The sequence below is a fragment of the Neobittarella massiliensis (ex Bilen et al. 2018) genome, assembly GCF_900289145.1.
In the GTDB taxonomy this organism is placed as follows: Bacteria; Bacillota; Clostridia; order Oscillospirales; family Ruminococcaceae; genus Neobittarella; species Neobittarella massiliensis.
Genome location: NZ_OKQO01000001.1, coordinates 446,047 through 463,064 on the forward strand (window position 1 = coordinate 446,047; position 17,018 = coordinate 463,064).

Annotated in this window: 17 protein-coding genes; 16 read left to right on the forward strand and 1 reads right to left on the reverse strand. The window is 62.0% G+C overall.

The window, feature by feature from the left end; all coding sequences use genetic code 11:
* Positions 1 to 41 precede the first annotated feature (41 nt).
* The 14 genes from C6Y32_RS02140 to C6Y32_RS02205 all read left to right on the forward strand — a co-directional run bounded on the left by C6Y32_RS02140 (position 42) and on the right by C6Y32_RS02205 (position 13,350).
* Positions 42 to 884, forward strand: a complete 843-nt coding sequence (locus C6Y32_RS02140; RefSeq protein ID WP_164998091.1) for a PHP domain-containing protein — start codon at positions 42 to 44, stop codon at positions 882 to 884.
* Positions 885 to 933: 49 nt separating this feature from the next.
* Positions 934 to 1,191 carry a TIGR03905 family TSCPD domain-containing protein gene (locus C6Y32_RS02145; RefSeq protein WP_105203513.1) on the forward strand — a complete coding sequence of 86 codons (258 nt, stop codon included), beginning with the start codon at positions 934 to 936 and terminating at the stop codon, positions 1,189 to 1,191.
* A gap of 426 nt (positions 1,192 to 1,617) precedes the next feature.
* The gene (locus C6Y32_RS02150) at positions 1,618 to 2,067 is read left to right on the forward strand and encodes a CtsR family transcriptional regulator (RefSeq protein WP_105203514.1); all 450 of its coding nucleotides are present in this window, start codon (positions 1,618 to 1,620) and stop codon (positions 2,065 to 2,067) included.
* Between the two features lie 23 nt (positions 2,068 to 2,090).
* Positions 2,091 to 2,561 (forward strand): UvrB/UvrC motif-containing protein, encoded by a 471-nt coding sequence (locus C6Y32_RS02155; RefSeq protein ID WP_105203515.1) that lies wholly within the window; start codon positions 2,091 to 2,093, stop codon positions 2,559 to 2,561.
* Positions 2,554 to 3,660 (forward strand): ATP--guanido phosphotransferase, encoded by a 1,107-nt coding sequence (locus C6Y32_RS02160; RefSeq protein WP_105203516.1) that lies wholly within the window; start codon positions 2,554 to 2,556, stop codon positions 3,658 to 3,660. Before C6Y32_RS02155 ends, C6Y32_RS02160 begins: the two co-directional genes overlap by 8 nt.
* 60 nt (positions 3,661 to 3,720) lie before the next feature.
* The gene (locus C6Y32_RS02165; RefSeq protein WP_105203517.1) at positions 3,721 to 6,201 is read left to right on the forward strand and encodes an ATP-dependent Clp protease ATP-binding subunit; all 2,481 of its coding nucleotides are present in this window, start codon (positions 3,721 to 3,723) and stop codon (positions 6,199 to 6,201) included.
* Position 6,202: 1 nt separating this feature from the next.
* Positions 6,203 to 6,592: a thioesterase family protein gene (locus C6Y32_RS02170; RefSeq protein ID WP_105203518.1), complete on the forward strand. Its 390-nt coding sequence runs from the start codon at positions 6,203 to 6,205 to the stop codon at positions 6,590 to 6,592.
* 238 nt (positions 6,593 to 6,830) lie between these two features.
* On the forward strand, positions 6,831 to 8,231 hold the full coding sequence (locus C6Y32_RS02175) for an MATE family efflux transporter (protein ID WP_105203519.1): 1,401 nt from the start codon (positions 6,831 to 6,833) through the stop codon (positions 8,229 to 8,231).
* Between the two features lie 211 nt (positions 8,232 to 8,442).
* On the forward strand, positions 8,443 to 8,754 hold the full coding sequence (locus C6Y32_RS02180) for a DUF6442 family protein (protein WP_105203520.1): 312 nt from the start codon (positions 8,443 to 8,445) through the stop codon (positions 8,752 to 8,754).
* Between the two features lie 4 nt (positions 8,755 to 8,758).
* Positions 8,759 to 8,968 (forward strand): helix-turn-helix transcriptional regulator, encoded by a 210-nt coding sequence (locus tag C6Y32_RS02185; RefSeq protein WP_105203521.1) that lies wholly within the window; start codon positions 8,759 to 8,761, stop codon positions 8,966 to 8,968.
* Between the two features lie 185 nt (positions 8,969 to 9,153).
* A complete protein-coding gene (locus tag C6Y32_RS02190) occupies positions 9,154 to 10,029 on the forward strand; it encodes an aminoglycoside 6-adenylyltransferase (protein ID WP_105203522.1) in 876 nt (291 codons plus the stop codon).
* Positions 10,030 to 10,145: 116 nt separating this feature from the next.
* A complete protein-coding gene (locus C6Y32_RS02195) occupies positions 10,146 to 10,724 on the forward strand; it encodes a DUF4358 domain-containing protein (protein ID WP_105203523.1) in 579 nt (192 codons plus the stop codon).
* Between the two features lie 49 nt (positions 10,725 to 10,773).
* Complete coding sequence (locus C6Y32_RS02200) at positions 10,774 to 12,183, forward strand: MBOAT family O-acyltransferase (RefSeq protein ID WP_105203524.1); 1,410 nt, start codon at positions 10,774 to 10,776, stop codon at positions 12,181 to 12,183.
* A 24-nt stretch (positions 12,184 to 12,207) separates the two neighbouring features.
* Positions 12,208 to 13,350, forward strand: a complete 1,143-nt coding sequence (locus tag C6Y32_RS02205) for a DHHW family protein (RefSeq protein WP_105203525.1) — start codon at positions 12,208 to 12,210, stop codon at positions 13,348 to 13,350.
* 865 nt (positions 13,351 to 14,215) lie between these two features.
* Here C6Y32_RS02205 and nth read toward each other — a convergent pair.
* Positions 14,216 to 14,911, reverse strand: coding sequence for an endonuclease III (nth, locus tag C6Y32_RS02215; protein ID WP_105203527.1), 696 nt, complete (start codon positions 14,909 to 14,911; stop codon positions 14,216 to 14,218).
* A 249-nt stretch (positions 14,912 to 15,160) separates the two neighbouring features.
* Between nth and C6Y32_RS02225 the strand changes: the two genes are divergently transcribed.
* Both C6Y32_RS02225 and glyA read left to right on the forward strand, forming a co-directional pair.
* Positions 15,161 to 15,574, forward strand: a complete 414-nt coding sequence (locus C6Y32_RS02225) for a DUF2752 domain-containing protein (RefSeq protein WP_105203529.1) — start codon at positions 15,161 to 15,163, stop codon at positions 15,572 to 15,574.
* Positions 15,575 to 15,695: 121 nt separating this feature from the next.
* A complete protein-coding gene (gene glyA, locus C6Y32_RS02230) occupies positions 15,696 to 16,952 on the forward strand; it encodes a serine hydroxymethyltransferase (RefSeq protein WP_105203530.1) in 1,257 nt (418 codons plus the stop codon).
* Positions 16,953 to 17,018: the final 66 nt, after the last annotated feature.

Below are 17,018 nucleotides of genomic sequence, written 5' to 3' on the forward strand. Positions count from 1 at the left end.
ACAGGGCCGTGGTATAATGCATTATTAGAAACTGTCAGGAGGTGTTTACTACGACTGGAGACCTGCACTGCCACAGCCACTATTCCGACGGCGCCGCCACCATCAGCCAGCTCATCGGCCTGGCCAAACAGGCGGGGCTGGATGTGCTGGCCATCACCGACCACGAGACCTTTCGCGGCAACGACTGCGCGCAGATCCTGGCCGAAGGCACCGGCCTGCGTATCCTGAAAGGCATCGAGATGTCGGCCATGGACCCGGCCAACGGCCGCAGTGTACACCTGCTGTGCTACAATCCCCAGCGGGTCGACGGCATCCGCGCCCTGTGCGCCGAGACTGCCGACGCCCGCTTTGCCGCCGGTGTCAAAATGGCCCGCCGCATCTGTCAAAAATACCCGGTGCACATGGAGCAGATCTTAAACTACGCCGCTGTCAGCGAAGGGCTGTACAAGACCCATATCATGCGGCCGCTGGTCGATCTGGGCCATACCGATACCTATTACGGCGGCCCGCTCTTTGGGCAGCTGCTGGGTCCTGGCGGCAGCTGTTTCGAGCCCATCGCCTACCCCAGTATCTACCGCGCGATCGAAGTCGCCCGCGCCTCTGGCGGCTGGGTGGTCATCGCCCACCCGTCGGTGTACCGCAGTATGGATTTGGTCGGTCAGCTGGCCGCACAGGGTCTCATCGACGGGGTCGAGGTCGACCATCCCCGCAACACCGAGGAGGACAAGCGCGCACTGCGGCAGCTGGCCGATCAGTACGGCCTGCTCGTCACCGGCGGCACCGACTATCACGGCCACAATCCCCAAAAGGATCATCCGCTGGGCACCGGTACCACCGGCGACGCAGTGCTGCAAAAACTGCTGTACAGCCACCCCCAAAAATGACCGCCGCACCCACTATAGGCGGTAAGATACAAGAGAAAGGAAGTACCCAATGAAACACACTTACAAACCCCACGGCGTATGTTCCCGCCAGATCACCGTCGACGTCGAGGACGGCGTCATCCGCAAAGTCGAGTTCGTGGGCGGCTGCATGGGCAACACCACCGGCGTGGCCAAGCTGTGTGAGGGCCGCAAGGTAGAAGAGGTCATCGAGCTGCTGCGCGGCACTCAGTGCGGCATCCGCGGCACCTCCTGCCCCGACCAGCTCTCCAAGGCGCTGGAGGAGACGCTGCAGACCGCCGGCGTCTAATGCCACCGTATCGTCAAGGCCCCATGCCATGGCTGCTTTTTCGGCCACTGTCAAAATGAGATCAAGAGAGAGCAGGCCCCTAAAAAGGGGTATCCGGCTCTCTCTTTTCATATGGTAAAAACAGGCTGTGCGCCCCGCCGCGGCAAAACTGTAGGAAACAGGATGCCCCCACCGTAAGCCGGCGAGCAATGAGCAATAAGCAGTGAGCTGCGAGCGGTGTGTACGATAGGCAGCCCCCCGCCCACAGAGCTGCCCGGCACGCCTGGCCCCCCAAAAAAACAGTGCCGCATCGCGCCGCTTGCCCCCGTAGCCGCCGTGGCCGCTAAAGACAAAAAGGTCAAAAAACACGCGAAAAAAGTTTGACTTTTTCTGACTTTTGGGTATACTATAATACATAGGTCAGTAAAAGTCAGAGGAGTGATGGACTTGAAAATCAGCGACCTGATCACCCAGCGCATCCTACAGCTGATGGAGCAGACCGACGGCACCGCCGAGATCCAGCGCAACGATTTTGCCCAGCAGATCGGCTGTGTGCCCAGCCAGATCAACTACGTGCTCACCTCCCGCTTCACGCCGGAGCAGGGCTACGCCATCGAGAGCCGCCGCGGTGGCGGCGGGTACATCAAGATCACCCGCATCACCACCACCGGCCAAAATCTGCTCATGCACGTCATCAACACCATCGGCGACACGCTCGATGAAAACACCGCCCGCATTTTGCTGGAAAATCTCACCTACCAGCAGGTGCTCACCGCCAAAGCAGCGCAGCTCATCTTTGCCGCTGTGTCCGACAAATCGCTGCGTCAGGCCAAAGCCGATCTGCGCGACAGCCTGCGGGCCACCATCTTTAAAAATATGCTGCTTTGCGCCCAATAACGACATCAGAGGAGGAAAGCGCCGTGCTCTGTGCACTCTGTGGTAAAAATCCGGCTCAGATCACCTACACACAATTAAAAGGCGGTCAGCCCCAAACACTGCATATCTGTGCGGCCTGTATGGCCAAAATAGAGGGGTACCTCTACACCGGCGCACTGCCCGGGGCCCTGTTTGATAAAGAGGAGACCCAGCGCCGCTGCCCCGGCTGCGGCAGTACCTACCGCGACATCGCCAAAGAGGGCAAACTGGGCTGTGCCCAGTGCTATCGCTTCTTCAAGCGCGAAAACCGCGCTATGCTGCAAAAGATCCACGGCAACGCCACCCATCAGGGCAAACGCCCGGTGCGCCTGGCCGGGGTGCGGGCGGTGCGGGTCAAAGACCGCCAGCTCACTCAGCTGCGGCAAAAGCTCGCCGGCCTCATCGAGGAGCAGGCCTTTGAGGAGGCCGCCCAGGTGCGCGACGAGATCAAAAAACTGGAGGCCGCCAATGACTGACAACGATCGCACACTGCCGGCCGGCGCCGCCGATCCGGCTGCCTCCCGCCCCTGGTACGCCCAGAGCGGCCCACAGGGCGACGTGGTGCTCTCCAGCCGGGTGCGGCTGGCCCGCAATCTGCAGGGCCTGCCTTTTCCCGGCCACATGAGCGCAGAACAGACGGTGCAGCTCTACCAGCGGGCCCAGCAGGCAGCCGACGGCGCCGCCTTTGGCCCGGGCCGGTCACTCACCTTCTACAATGTGGCCGACCTGGCCGACTGGCGCCGCATGGAGCTGGTCCAGCACCGGCTCATGAGCGTGCAGCTGGCCCAAAAAGGCGGCGGGCTGCTGCTCTCGGGCGACGAGCAGGTCAGCATCATGCTCTGCGAAGAAGACCACCTGCGCATCCAGGTGATGAACGCCGGTCTCTCTTTAAAAAAGTGTTGGCAGCAGGCCAACCTGCTCGACGACTACTTCGATTCCCGGCTCGAATTCTCTTTCGACGAAAAGCTGGGCTACCTCACCCACTGCCCCACCAACCTGGGCACCGGCATGCGGGCCTCGGTGCTCATGCACCTGCCGGCGCTGGAGCACACCGGCTACCTGCAGGAGCTGGTGGGGGTGGCGCATAAGCTGGGGCTCACCATCCGCGGTGCCTACGGCGAAGGTACCGGCGGCGAGCGCAGCATGTACCAGATCTCCAACCAGCACAGCTTGGGCCTCTCCGAGGGGCAGATACTCGAGAACCTGCAGGCGGTGGTAGAGCAGATCGCCGAGAGAGAGCGGGCCGAGCGCCAGCTCTACTGCAAAGACCAGCTGGCCTTCTGCGACCGGGTATACCGCAGTCTGGGCGTGCTGCAGTACGCCCGCCTGCTCACCCACCAGGAGGTGATGGAGCACTGCGGGGTACTGCGCCTGGGCTGCAGCTTGGGCCTTTGTCCCGAGCTCACCCTCGAAACGCTATCCCACATCGAGGCGGCCACCGGCACCGGGGCCATCCTGCAAACGGCGCCCCAGGCCACCACCTACCGCCAGCAAGATAAACTGCGCGCCGACCTGGTGCGCCAGATCATCAGCGGGTCTGCCGCCCGCCCCGCCGCACCCGGCGGCCGGGCCTGATCACAGACCCCACTCAGCCGCCCGCCTTGGCGGCGGCATATAGAACAGGAGGCGGAAATCATGTACGCATTCAGAGGATTTACCGAAAAAGCGAATCAGGCCCTCAACATGGCCATCGAGATCGCCCAGGTCCTGGGCCACACCTATATCGGCAGCGAGCACATCCTCGCCGGCCTGCTCAAAGAGGGTTCCGGCGTGGCCGGGCAGGTGCTCTCCCAGTCCGATATCACCTACTCCGACCTGGAGCAGAAGATCGTCGAGACCGTGGGCCGCGGCATCCACAGCAGCGTGGGCCCGGCCGACTTTACCCCCCGCGTCAAGCGCATCCTGGAGCTGTCCATCCTGCAGGCGCGCAAGCTGGGCCACAACTATGTGGGCACCGAGCACATCCTGCTGGCACTTCTGTCCGAGCGCGACTCGGTGGCCGTCAGGCTGCTGGAGCAGTTTGGCGTCGACACCGAGCGGGTGTACGACGACTGTGTCGAGGCCGTCTCCTCCGACACTGCCCCGGCTGCCGGCGAGCAGTCCGGCGCCGCCAGCGGCAAAGGCGGCACCGCCACACTCGACAAATACGGCAAAGATCTCACCCGCCAGGCCAAGGAGGGGCTCTTAGACCCGGTCATCGGCCGCAGTCAGGAGATCGAGCGGGTCTGCCAGATCCTCTCCCGCCGCACCAAAAACAACCCGGTGCTCATCGGCGAGCCCGGGGTGGGCAAAACGGCGGTGGTCGAGGGTCTGGCCCAAAAGATCACCGCCGGCGAGGTGCCCGAAACGCTCAAGGGCAAAAAGCTCATCACCTTAGATCTCACCGGTATGCTGGCCGGCACCAAGTACCGGGGCGACTTCGAGGAGCGGCTCAAAAACGCCATCACCGAGCTCACCGCCTCTAAAAACACCATCCTCTTTATCGACGAGCTGCACACCATCATGGGTGCCGGCGCCGCCGAGGGGGCGGTCGATGCCGCCAACATCTTAAAGCCGTCGCTGGCCCGCGGCGAGATACAGGTCATCGGCGCCACCACCTTAAACGAGTACCGCAAATACATCGAAAAAGACGCCGCTCTCGAGCGCCGCTTTCAGCCGGTCATGGTGGATGAGCCCAGCAAAGAGGACTCGATCGAGATCTTAAAGGGTCTGCGCGACAAGTACGAGGCCCACCATAAAATAAAGATCACCGACGAGGCCATCCGCGCCGCCGTCGACCTGTCCGCCCGCTACATCACCGACCGCTTTCTCCCCGATAAGGCCATCGACCTGGTCGACGAGGCCTGTTCCAAGGTGCGGCTGCACACCTACACCGCCCCCAAAGACCTGCACGATCTCGAGGAGCAGTTGGGCGCTCTGGCCGCCGAGAAAGAGGCCGCCGTCAACGCCCAGGATTTCGAGCGTGCGGCCACCATCCGCGACCGTGAGCGGGAACTGCGGGAGAAACTGGATCAGGAAAAAAACCAGTGGAAGAGCCAGAACACCCAAAAAGCCGACCAGATCGGAGCCGAAGATATCGCCCAGGTGGTTTCGCTGTGGACCAAGGTCCCCGTCAGCCAGCTGACTAAGGCCGAGAGCCAGCGCCTTCTGGACATGGAGCGCATCTTAAAAGAGCGGGTAGTGGGCCAAGACGAGGCAGTGGCGGTCATCTCCAAGGCCATCCGCCGCGGCCGCGCCGGCCTAAAAGACCCCCGCCGCCCCATCGGATCGTTCATCTTCTTAGGGCCCACCGGCGTAGGCAAGACCGAGCTCACCAAAGCGGTGGCCCAGGCGCTGTTCGGCGACGAGAACGCCATGATCCGTCTCGACATGTCCGAGTACATGGAAAAGCACACCGTCTCCAAGCTCATCGGCTCGCCTCCGGGCTATGTCGGCTTTGAGGAGGGGGGACAGCTCACCGAAAAGATCCGCCGCAACCCCTACAGCGTAGTGCTGTTCGACGAGATCGAAAAGGCCCACCCCGACGTGTTCAACATGCTGCTGCAGATCATGGAGGACGGCCAGCTGACCGACTCCCAGGGCCGTCGGGTCGACTTTAAAAACTGCGTCATCATCATGACCTCCAACGTGGGTGCCCGGCAGATCACCCAGCACAAAAAGAGCCTGGGCTTTGCCCCCGACGCCGGCGATGTCGATGGGCTCGAGAGCGGCGTCAAAGAGCGGGTGATGGAGGAGCTCAAACAGGCTTTCCGCCCTGAATTTTTAAACCGCGTCGACGACATCGTCGTCTTTAACAAGCTCTCCCGGCAGGATATCGAAAAAATAGCCGACGGCATGCTGCGCGACCTGGCCGCCCGTCTGCAGACCATGGAGATCACCATGTCCTGGCAGCCGGAAGTCACCGCCCAGCTGGCCTCGGTGGGCTTTGACCCGGTGTACGGCGCCCGCCCACTGCGCCGGGCCATCATCGCCCATATCGAAGATATGCTCTCCGAGGCGCTGCTGGCCGGCGAGCTTGACAGGGGTGATATGATCGTACTGGAATACACCGACAAATTCTCGTATCACAAGGTGCACGAGCAGGAGCAAGAGCACACCCCAGCACAGGAGGATTAGCATGTCAAACACCACCCACACAGTCAGCTGTACCGTCACCGCCGCCAAAACGGCCCTGTCTATGGGCAGCGGCAGCCTGGAGGTATTTGCCACCCCGGCCATGAGCGCCCTGATGGAAAAAGCCGCCGCCGAGCTGCTCCAGCAGCAGCTGCCCGACGGCGACACCTCGGTAGGCACCCAGATAGAGGTCTGGCACAATGCCGCCAGCCCGGTTGGCGCCACCGTTACCGCCACCGCCGAGCTGCTCTCATTCGACGGCAAAAAGGCCACCTTCGCCCTGCGCGCGCAGGATGAATTCGGCCCCATCGGCGAGGGAAGCCACACCCGCGCCGTCATCACCGCCAGCCGCTTTATGGACCGCCTGGCCCAGAAAAAACCGGTGCAAAAATAGCGTTGTCGTCTGTCTTTTTGATAGAAAGAAACTGCCAAGCGAGCCGCCGCCCCATCCGGACGGCGGCTCGCTCTCGTTTTGTCTGCAGCTGTTCCAAGCCGCCGCGGCCGGCACTTCCCGGCAAAATACACGGGATCGGCCGCTCCGGTTGCACTGGTTCGTACAATATGGTACAATGCGTTACAGTTGTATAAAGATTGGCGGCGTCGCGCCGCTATAAGGATCTGGAGGTGCTTTTTTGAAACAGAAAGACTTGACCAGGGGCCCTATCCTCAAACAGTTTGTCAGCTACCTGATACCCACCATGCTGGGGACTCTGTCGGTCTCGACCTTTGCCTTTGTCGATATGCTGTTTGTCGGCAAAGGGGTGGGCAGCGACGGGCTGGCGGTGCTCAGTCTGGCGCTGCCGTTCGTCATCGTGGGCGGTGCCGTGTCGCTGCTGCTGGGCATCGGCGGCTGCACCATCCTCGGCATCGAGATGGGCCGCAAAAACACCCGCGCCCAGACCGAGATATTCTCGGTCTGCATGACGGTGGGCCTCATCATCGGCGGCCTCATCACCGTGTTCGGCCTGCTGTTTTTAGATCCCATCACCCACTTTCTCGGCGCGTCCGAGGAACTGTTCGACGGCGTCAAGCAGTACCTCATCCCGCTCACCGCCACCCAGATGCTGTATATTGCCAACCAGATCATCGGCTTTTTCATCCGGGTCGACGGCGATCCCCGCACCGTCATGTATGCCACCATCGCCTCCAACGGCTTTAATATCCTGTTCGACTATATCCTGGTCATGGTGGTGCACTGGGGCGTGTTCGGCGCCTCGCTGGCCACCGGCCTGGCGCCGGGGGTGGGGCTGCTGGTAAACTGCAGTCATTTCTGGCGCAAAAAGAACAAGATCCACCTGCGGCCCTCCCGCAGCATGTTCCGCTGGCTGCCCCGGGTGTGTAAAAACGGCTTCGGCTCCTGCGTGTCCGAGGTGGCGTCCTCTTTCTCCATCTTCTGCTACAATTCTATCCTGCTAAAGATACCCGGCGGCGGGGCGCTGGCGGTGGCCGCCTACTCGGTCATCTCCAACATCGATTTTATCTCCTTCTCGCTGGCCAACTCCATCGGCCAGTCGGCCCAGCCCATGGTGGGGGTCAACTGCGGTGCCGGCAACACCGCCCGGGTCAAAAAGGCCATCAAGATCACCTACCTCTTTGCCGGTGCTTTTGGCCTGCTGCTGTTCGGTGTGTTCGAGCTCATCCCCAGCCAGGTCATCGGCGCCTTTGCCAAAGCCGGCGAGACCGGGCTCATCGCCATCGGCACCCACGGGCTGCGGCTCTACAGCTTTGCCTTCATCACCATGGCGGTCAACCTGGCCACCATCGCCCTGCTGCAGGCTATGGAGTGCTCGGGCAGCGCCAACCTGCTGTCGGTCTGTAAAGGGGTCATCTTCATGCTGGCCAGCCTGTTCACTCTGCCGTTTGCCCTGGGTCTCGACGGCGTGTGGCTGGCTAAGCCGGTGTCCGAACTGGCCACGCTGGTGCTCTGCGCGGTGCTGCTGGTACGGGTGCTGCCCGGTCGGCTGCTGCAAGTCGAGCAGGCCGGCCTGCAGCCGCCCAGTGAAAAACAGCAGCGGGATACGGGTAAAGCCTGATGTGCCTGTGCCCGCTCGGCGCCGGCACGCAAAGTCTCTGTTCGGCTGGGCCCGGCCCATGTCAGCCACCACACCGTATAGCGATAGGGATAAGAGAGATCTTATCCCTATTTTTTTGCAGAGAAAGCTTGGCAGAAATTCTTGACAAGTAAACTTGGCACAGCTACAATGGTTTTGACAAGAAAACTTGGTATAATAGGAGGACCTATCGATGGACAGAGAAGAGATCTTGCAAAAGAGCCGCCAGGAAAATGCCGACGAGGGTTTTAAGCACGCCGAGGACACAGGCCGCAAAATAGGTTTTCTCGCCTTTGCGGTGGTATTTATCCTGATCGTTCTTTTTAATCTGTTTCACGGAAAAGACAACTACGCCCCGTTTGCCATGTTCTGGGCGTTCACGGCGGCCGAGGCCTACCCCAAATACAAATTCACCCAGAATAAAGCCTATCTCATCACCGCGGTCTGCGGCGCCATCGCGTCGCTGGCATCGCTGCTCAGCTTTGTCCTCTCCTTTTTGAGGTAGCCGCATGAAGAGCGAACTGGTCTTAAAAAACAGGCTGAGAGCGGCGCGTACGGCGCTCGGTATCAGCCAGTCGCAGCTGGCCGACATGGTGGGCGTGTCGCGCAACACCATCAGTTCCATCGAGACCGGGCAGTTTAACCCCACCGCCAAATTGGCGCTGATCCTCTGTATCGCCCTAAATAAAAAGTTCGAGGAGCTCTTTTACTTCGACTAGATATCGGAGGCATAACACCGGGCGTGTCACGAACCTAAACCGGGCGGCAGAGCAGGGTCGCGCTGTAAAAGCCGCCATACGCCAGCGCCGGCAAGCGGCGTATACACAGCCGTCGGGCCCTGCCGCTCTGCGCGCGCCCTGCAAAAACATCCGCTGACGGCACCACCAAAAAAGGAGGGATCTCCATGCGCACACCCGAACAGATGTATCACACCATCTTACAGTTCGCCCGCGACCGGGCCGATATCCGCGCCGTCTATCTCAACGGCTCCAGAGCCAATCCCAACGCCCCGCAGGACGATTTTATGGATTACGACGTGGTCTACGTCACCGATAAGATCGCCGCCTACCGGGGAGACACCAGCTGGATCGCCGACCTCGGCCAGATCGCTGTCATGCAGCAGCCCGACGACCCCGCCATCTTCCCCGACGGGCACGATCCCGATCGCCGCTACGCCTTTTTGATGCAGTTTCGCGACGGGGTGCGCATCGATCTCACACTGCTGGCGCCCAGCCTGGTAAAGAGCCACTACACCGCCGACAAGATCGTGCGGCCGCTTTTAGATAAAGACGGCATCCTCCCGCCGCCTGCTCCCGCCACCGACCGCGACTACTGGGTAAAGCCCCCTACCGCCGCCGGCTACTGCGGCTGCTGCAACGAGTTCTGGTGGGTCAGCACCTACGTCGCCAAAGGCCTGTGGCGGGGCGAGCTGCTCTACGCCATCGACCAGCTGAATCTCGGCGTGCGCCCCATGCTGCTGCGCATGCTCTGCTGGTGGGTCGGCCAGCGCACCGGTTTTAAAGCCAGCATGGGCAAGTGCTGTAAGTACCTGCCCGCAAACCTGCCGTCGGCGTGGCAAAAGCTGCTGGCGGGCACCTACCCGCCGCTGGACGAAGAGGCCATCTGGCAGGCGCTCTTTAACGCCGCTGAGCTGTTTTCCCAGGCGGCCGCCGCCGTGGCCGCCGCCCAGGGCTTTTCTTACGACAATTGCCAGCAGCAGGGGGCGCTTGGCTACCTGCACGGCGTGCAAAACGGCGCTTTCGGCACCCGCCGCCAGTAACTTGTTGACGGCCCCTATCGCCCATGGTACAATGGCCTCTCGGTGCCCGGCCGGTATGAGACCCATGCCGACCGGGCAACCTATACGGTGAAAACGTGTAAAAAGGAGCGATCTCGATGAAAAGAGCACTACCCCTTTTGCTGGCGGCCCTGTGCTGCCTGTACCTGTTTGCCGGCTGCGGCCAAAGCGGTGCTGAAAGCCCTGCCGGTAGTTCCTCCGCGCCGTCTGCCGGCAGCTATGCCGGCGCCGACAGCCGGCTCAAAAAGGCCAGGGAGGCCGCGCGCCAGCTGCTGGGCGAAAACTATATCCCCAGCGCCGAGATACCGGCCGACCTGCTCGAAGAGCAGTACGGTCTGTCGCCGGCTCTGTACGACCATGTCTTGGCCGAGGGCCCGCTGATGAGCGCCCATGTCGATCTCTTTATCGGCGTACACGCCAGCGCCGGCCACACCCAACAGGTGTTGCAGGCGCTGCAGGCCTACCGGCAAAAAATGCTCGACAACACCATGAACTACCCCCAAAACGCGCTCAAGATCCCCGCCACCCAGGTATTCGCCCAGGGCGATTACGTCTTTTTGGTGCTGTTGGGGGCCTACCCGCCCGTCGAGCAGGAGATGGACGACGAGCAGACCACCGCCTATTTTGCCGCTCAAAATCAGCAGGTTGTCGACGCCATCAAGGCCAGCTTTCAGTAGAGTAGACAGCCGCCGCCCGCCATACCGCCTGTGAGGGGAGGAGATCACCGTGGTATTCAGCAGCTTGGTATTTTTATACCGGTTCTTGCCGGCGGTGCTGCTCCTCTCTTTTTTGTGCCCTAAAAAACACCAAAATGCCCTGCTGCTGGCTGCCAGCCTGTTTTTTTACGCCTGGGGCGAGCCGGTCTACCTGCCGCTCATGGCCGCCACCATCGGCCTGTGCTACCTGCAGGGGCGCTGGGTGGCGGCGCTGCTGCACCGCGGCCGGGCGCGGGCGGCCAAATGGGTGCTGGGGGCCTCGGTGGGGTGCGAGCTGGCGCTGCTGCTTGTCTTTAAATACGCCGCCTGGGCGGCCTCGCTGCTGCGCGGTGCCGGTCTGCCGGTGGCCGTGCCCCACCTCGCGCTGCCCATCGGCATCTCCTTTTACACCTTTCAGGCCTTGAGCTACGTGGTCGACGTGTACCGCCGCCAGGTACCGGCCCAGCAAAATATCGTTGATCTGGGCGCCTATATCGCCCTGTTTCCCCAGCTCATCGCCGGCCCCATCGTGCGCTACCGCGACATAGCGCCCCAGCTCAAACACCGTACCGTCACCGCGGCCGGTCTCTCTGGCGGCTGTTGGCGCTTTTGTGTGGGCCTTGGCAAAAAGGTGCTGCTTGCCAACAGTCTGGGCCCGCTGTTTGGGCGCCTGTCGGCAGCAGGCGCCCCCACCGTGCTGGGCGGCTGGCTGGGGGCCGTCGCCTTTGGTCTGCAGCTGTATTTCGATTTTTCCGGTTACTCCGATATGGCCATCGGCCTGGGCGCCATGTTCGGCTTTACCTTTGCCGAAAATTTTAGGCACCCCTATCTGGCCACCAGCATCACCCAGTTCTGGCGCCGCTGGCACATCTCGCTGGGCAGTTGGTTTCGCGACTATCTCTATATCCCGCTGGGCGGTTCCCGCTGCCGCCGGGCCTGCTGGCTGTTAAACATCGCCGCCGTGTGGCTGCTCACCGGCCTGTGGCACGGCGCCAGTCTCAATTTTCTGGTGTGGGGCGGCTATTTTGGCCTGCTGCTCATACTCGAAAAGCTGCTGCTCTTACCGCTTTTGCAGCGCCGCCCGGCACTGGGGCACATCTATACGCTGGCGGCAGTGGCGGTCAGCTGGGCGCTGTTTGCCTTTGATGATATCGGCCGCGGGCTGCACTGGGTGGCGGCTATGTTCGGTCTTTCCGGCTCGGCGCTGGCCGTCTCTGCCGACTGGTACTACCTCACCCAGTACGGCGCCGTGCTGCTGCTCGCGCTACTCTGCTGCGCCCCGCCGCCGCGCCCGCTGGCCTGCTGGTGGGCGCGCCTGCGCCGGTGCCGCCCGGTCGGTGCCGGGGCACTACAGGGCGTCGGCTGTGTGGCGCTGCTGCTGCTCGGTACCGCCTACCTGGTCGGCGCCGGCTACAACCCGTTTTTGTACTTTCGCTTTTGACGGCGCAGAAGGGGAGAGACCTCCATGATCCACAAAAAAGCCGCCGCGCTGCCGGCGCTCTGTTTTATGGCGGCACTGCTTGCCATCACCGCCCTCGACCTGCTGCGCCCCGACCGCGCTTTCTCCGCCGAGCTAAAGCGCCCGCTGGCCCAGCGCCCCACACTCAGCTGGCAGGGCTTGCAAAACGGCAGCTACACCCAGGCGTACCAGACCTATCTCGACGACCAGTTCATCGCCCGCCCGCTGCTGGTAGAGGTGAGCGGACGCAGCCAGTACCTGCTGGGCAGCCGCGAGCTAAAAGGCGTCTATTTGGGCCGCCGGCAAACGCTGCTGCCAGTTCCGGCGGCGCCCGATGCCCAGCAGCTGCAAAAAAACAGCCGCCGGTTGGCTCAGTTTGCCGGGGCCATGTCCCAGCAGCTGGGTGCTGAGCGGGTGCGGGTGTTGCTGGCCCCCAGCGCGGTGCGGGTCTGGCCGCAGCGGCTGCCGGCTTTCGCCCCCGGTCCCCAGCAGGAAAAAGAGCTCTATCAGGCGCTCACCCGCGACCTGCCGCCCGGCCTGACTGTCGACGTCTGCCCCCAGCTCGTCGCCCACAGCGACCAGCCCGTCTACTACTATACCGACCACCACTGGACCACGCTGGGCGCCTATTACAGCTATACCGTCTGGGCCGAGAGCATGGGCTTTGCCCCGCTGTCAAAAGACCAGATCACCGTCACCCCGAGCCCGCACGATTTTTGGGGCTCCAGCTGGTCTAAGGTCCGCCTGGGCGGCCGCCCCGACAAAGTCGAGCTCTACACCCCCCGTGGCCTCGAGCGGTGCCCGGTCAGCGTCGATGGCGGCGCCAGCTGGCAGGTGGGCTTTTACGATCTCCAAAAACTCGGTTCCGGCGACGATTACGGCGTGTTTTTCGGCGGCAACTATCCATTGGTACAGGTAGAGACCGGCCTGGACAACGGCCGCCGCCTGCTCATCGTCAAAGACTCTTTTGCCAACTGTTTTGCCCCGCTGGCCGCCGCCCACTACCAGCAGCTGCACATGATCGACCTGCGCACCTTTGCCGGCTCGGTGCCCCAGTATGTCGCCGACCACCAGATCACCGACCTGCTGGTGCTCTACAGCACCACCGGCTTTGCCGACGACCGGGGCACGCTGGCCCTGGTGCGCTGATAGTCCCACCATCACCGTGGGGGGCGTTGGGGCATGTTATACCGGCTCTCTAGCTCCAAATATAACGGGCAATAAAAAAGGGGAGATACCGATCGAGCGGTATCTCCCTCTTTTTGCTTTTTGGTCAATTCGGTCAAGGTGCATATGCTGCCACAGGCCACAGGTACCTTTTTTACAAAAATACGCAGTTGCCTACAGGGGTATCGCTAATCATGCGCGGTCGTTTGAACGATTTACAGGTCCAACACAGCATGCAGCGGCTTTGCCCTATCTGCTGTTACAGGCCGGCCGATCAACGCAGTACCGCTCTCTCGGGTAAAAAACTCCCCCCAAAAAAAGCGTTTTTCCCCCTTACGTGTTCGCAGTAAAGGCCGCTACCCGGTACCTTGTACAAAATAGTCCATCCCGGTACCGGGTACCTCAACAGCTGGCAGTGCTCTGCCGTGGAGCAGGAGACAACTCTTTAAACCGCACACATCTCCTACCAAAATAAAAAACAGCGTCACGGCGGCGACCACAGCGCTGTTCTCTATAAGCAGATCACGATCTCTGTCCTGTTGAGCAGCCGTTTTTATGGGCGTGCGGCAGCGGCCCTGCAAGTCGCACCGGCTGGCCGCCCGTCGGCAGCAGCCGGCCGGTATCAGCCCCACTGATATGCAGACCCGCCGATACCTCTTCGCCACCGCGTACAAATCATGGCCGCGGGTGACCGCTTTGTCGCACATATAAAGCTCACCGGTATCCTATCAGCCGCTCAACAGCCCTGCCGCGGCCCTCGTCAGCGCCGGTACCGCCGCCGGTAAATTGCCCGGCAACTGGTCTCTCCACCAGGTGCGGCAGCAGCGGTGTGTGAACTCCAGCAGCTCTACCGCCCCACCGCAGCGGCAGTTTTTTTGGCGGTGCTCTTTTTGCCCGCCGCCTTTTTAGGGGCAGTTACCCCCACTTTTTTGCACAGGTCGGCCAGCGGACAGCCCTCGCACTGGGGGCTGCGGGCGGTACAGCGGTCGCGGCCAAAATACACCAGCCGGTGGCAGAAGTCGTTCGATTCCTCCGGCGGCAGCAGCTTCCACAGGTCCATCTCCACCTTTACCGGCACCTTGCTGTCGGTCAGCCCAAAGCGGCCGCACAGACGTATACAGTGGGTGTCGGTCACCACCGCCGGCTTGCCGTACACGTCGCCCACGATCAGGTTGGCCGTCTTGCGCCCCACCCCCGGCAACTTCAGCAGCTCTTCCAAGGTGTCGGGCACCTTGCCGTCGTACTGCTCCACCAACATCTTGCAGCAGGCCACAATGTCTTTGGCCTTCGAGCGGTACAGCCCGCAGGGGTGTACGATCTCGGCCACCTGGTCCACCGTGGCATCAGCCAGCGACTGCAGGGTGGGAAACTTCTGGAACAAAATAGGGGTCACCGTGTTCACCCGTGCGTCGGTGCACTGGGCCGCCAACCGCACCGCGATCAGCAGCCGGTAGGCCTCGTCGTACTCCAGCGAGCACTCCGACATGGGGTAGATCTCGATCAGGCGCTGTACGATCGCCAGCGCCCGCTGTTTTTTCGTCATAGTCGTCCACTCCTTTAGATCTATCTGCAAAACTTGTTTAAATTATACCAAAAAAGTACACTATAGTAAAGCCCCAGGTCTGTTTTTATCGCCTTTTTCGCCCTATTTTGCAGCCGGGCCACACCGTTTGGCGGCTGTACGGCAGTGGCCTTTTGTGCTATACTATCATAGATCAGCCGATCGGCGGCCGTCGTGCCGCCGGCTGTACCGGCCGGTATCAAACGCATAAAAAAGAGGGGGGAGAGTCCTATGGCCAAACGGCGCAAACTGCTGGTGTGGGGCGGCGCGCTGGCGGTGTCGGCGGCGCTGGCACTGCTCATCGTCACCGGCCACTACCAGTGCCCCATCTACGCCACCTTTGGCGTGCCCTGTGCCGGCTGCGGCATGACCCGCGCCGGCTGGGCGCTGCTGCGGCTGGATTTTGGCGCCGCCTTTACCTTAAATCCCTCCATCTACCTGCTGCTGGCAGCGGGGGTGGTAGCCGGCATCTCGGCGCTGCGGGGCAAAAAGGGCCGCCGGCTGTACCGCGACATCCACTTCTACATGGCCGTCTGCATGGCTATCATCATCGTCTGGCTGGTGCGCATGTTCACCATGTTCCCCGACCAGTACCCCATGGTCGTCAACCAGCACAGCCTGCTGGTGCGCCTGCTGCGCGGCTAGAGCCGCCGCTTTTAGCCGCGCCGGTTTTGTGCTATACTTACAGGGCGGGGAGAGAGTGGGCCCAGTTTGCCCCACACACCTCTTGTTCCTGCAACAATCACACTTTATAGGAGGTACCCCAATGTTTGAAAACATGATGGACACCATCGGCTTCGTAGAAAAGACCGACCCCGAGGTGGGCCGCGCTATGGAGCAGGAGCTGGCCCGCCAGCGCCGCAACCTCGAGCTCATCGCCTCAGAAAATATCGTCTCCCCCGCGGTGATGGCAGCCATGGGCACCGTGCTCACCAACAAGTACGCCGAGGGGTACCCCTCCAAGCGCTATTACGGCGGCTGTGAATGCGTCGACGTGGTCGAGAACATCGCCCGCGATCGCGCCAAGCAGCTGTTTTCGGCCAAGTGGGCCAACGTGCAGCCCCACTCGGGCAGCCAGGCCAACATGGCCGTCTACTTCGCCCTGCTGCAGCACGGCGACACCGTTTTGGGCATGAGCCTGGCCGACGGCGGCCACCTCACCCACGGCAGCCCGGTCAACATCTCCGGCAAGTACTTCCGCTTTGTCTCCTACGGCGTCACCCGCGACGACAACCGCATCGACTACGACGATGTTCGCCGCATCGCCCTGGAGGAAAAGCCCAAGATGATCGTGGCCGGCGCCAGCGCCTACCCCCGCATCATCGATTTTGAAAAGCTCTCCCACATCGCCAAAGAAGTCGGCGCCTACCTGATGGTGGACATGGCCCACATCGCCGGCCTGGTCGCCAGCGGCGACCACCCCTCGCCGGTCCCATTTGCCGACGTGGTCACCTCCACCACCCACAAGACCCTGCGCGGCCCCCGCGGCGGCCTCATCCTCTCTAACGACGAGGAGCTGGGCAAAAAGATCGATAAGGCCATCTTCCCCGGCATCCAGGGCGGCCCGCTCGAGCACATCATCGCCGCCAAAGCCGTCTGTTTCGGCGAGGCCCTTAGGCCCGAGTTCGCCCAGTACCAGCACCAGGTGGTCAAAAACGCCGCCGCGCTGGCTCAGGCGCTGCTGGATAAAGGCTTTCACCTGGTCTCCGGCGGGACTGACAACCACCTCATTCTGCTGGATCTGCAAAACTTCGATATCACCGGCAAGGAGTTCGAGAAACGGCTGGACGAAGTGTACATCACCGTCAACAAAAACGCCGTCCCCTTCGACCCCAAAAGCCCCTTTATCACCAGCGGCGTGCGCATCGGCACCCCGGCGGTCACTACCCGCGGCCTAAAAGAAGAGGACATGGCCACCATCGCCGAGCTGATGTACCGCACCGCCACCGACTTTGCAAACAGCGCCGACGAAATCCGCGCCCAGGTCGAGGCGCTGTGCAAAAAGTACCCCCTGTACCAGTAGCGGTACCGGGCACAGCACCGACCCGGCAGCAGCCGGCACTTTTAAGATGGGGGCCCGCACCGGCCA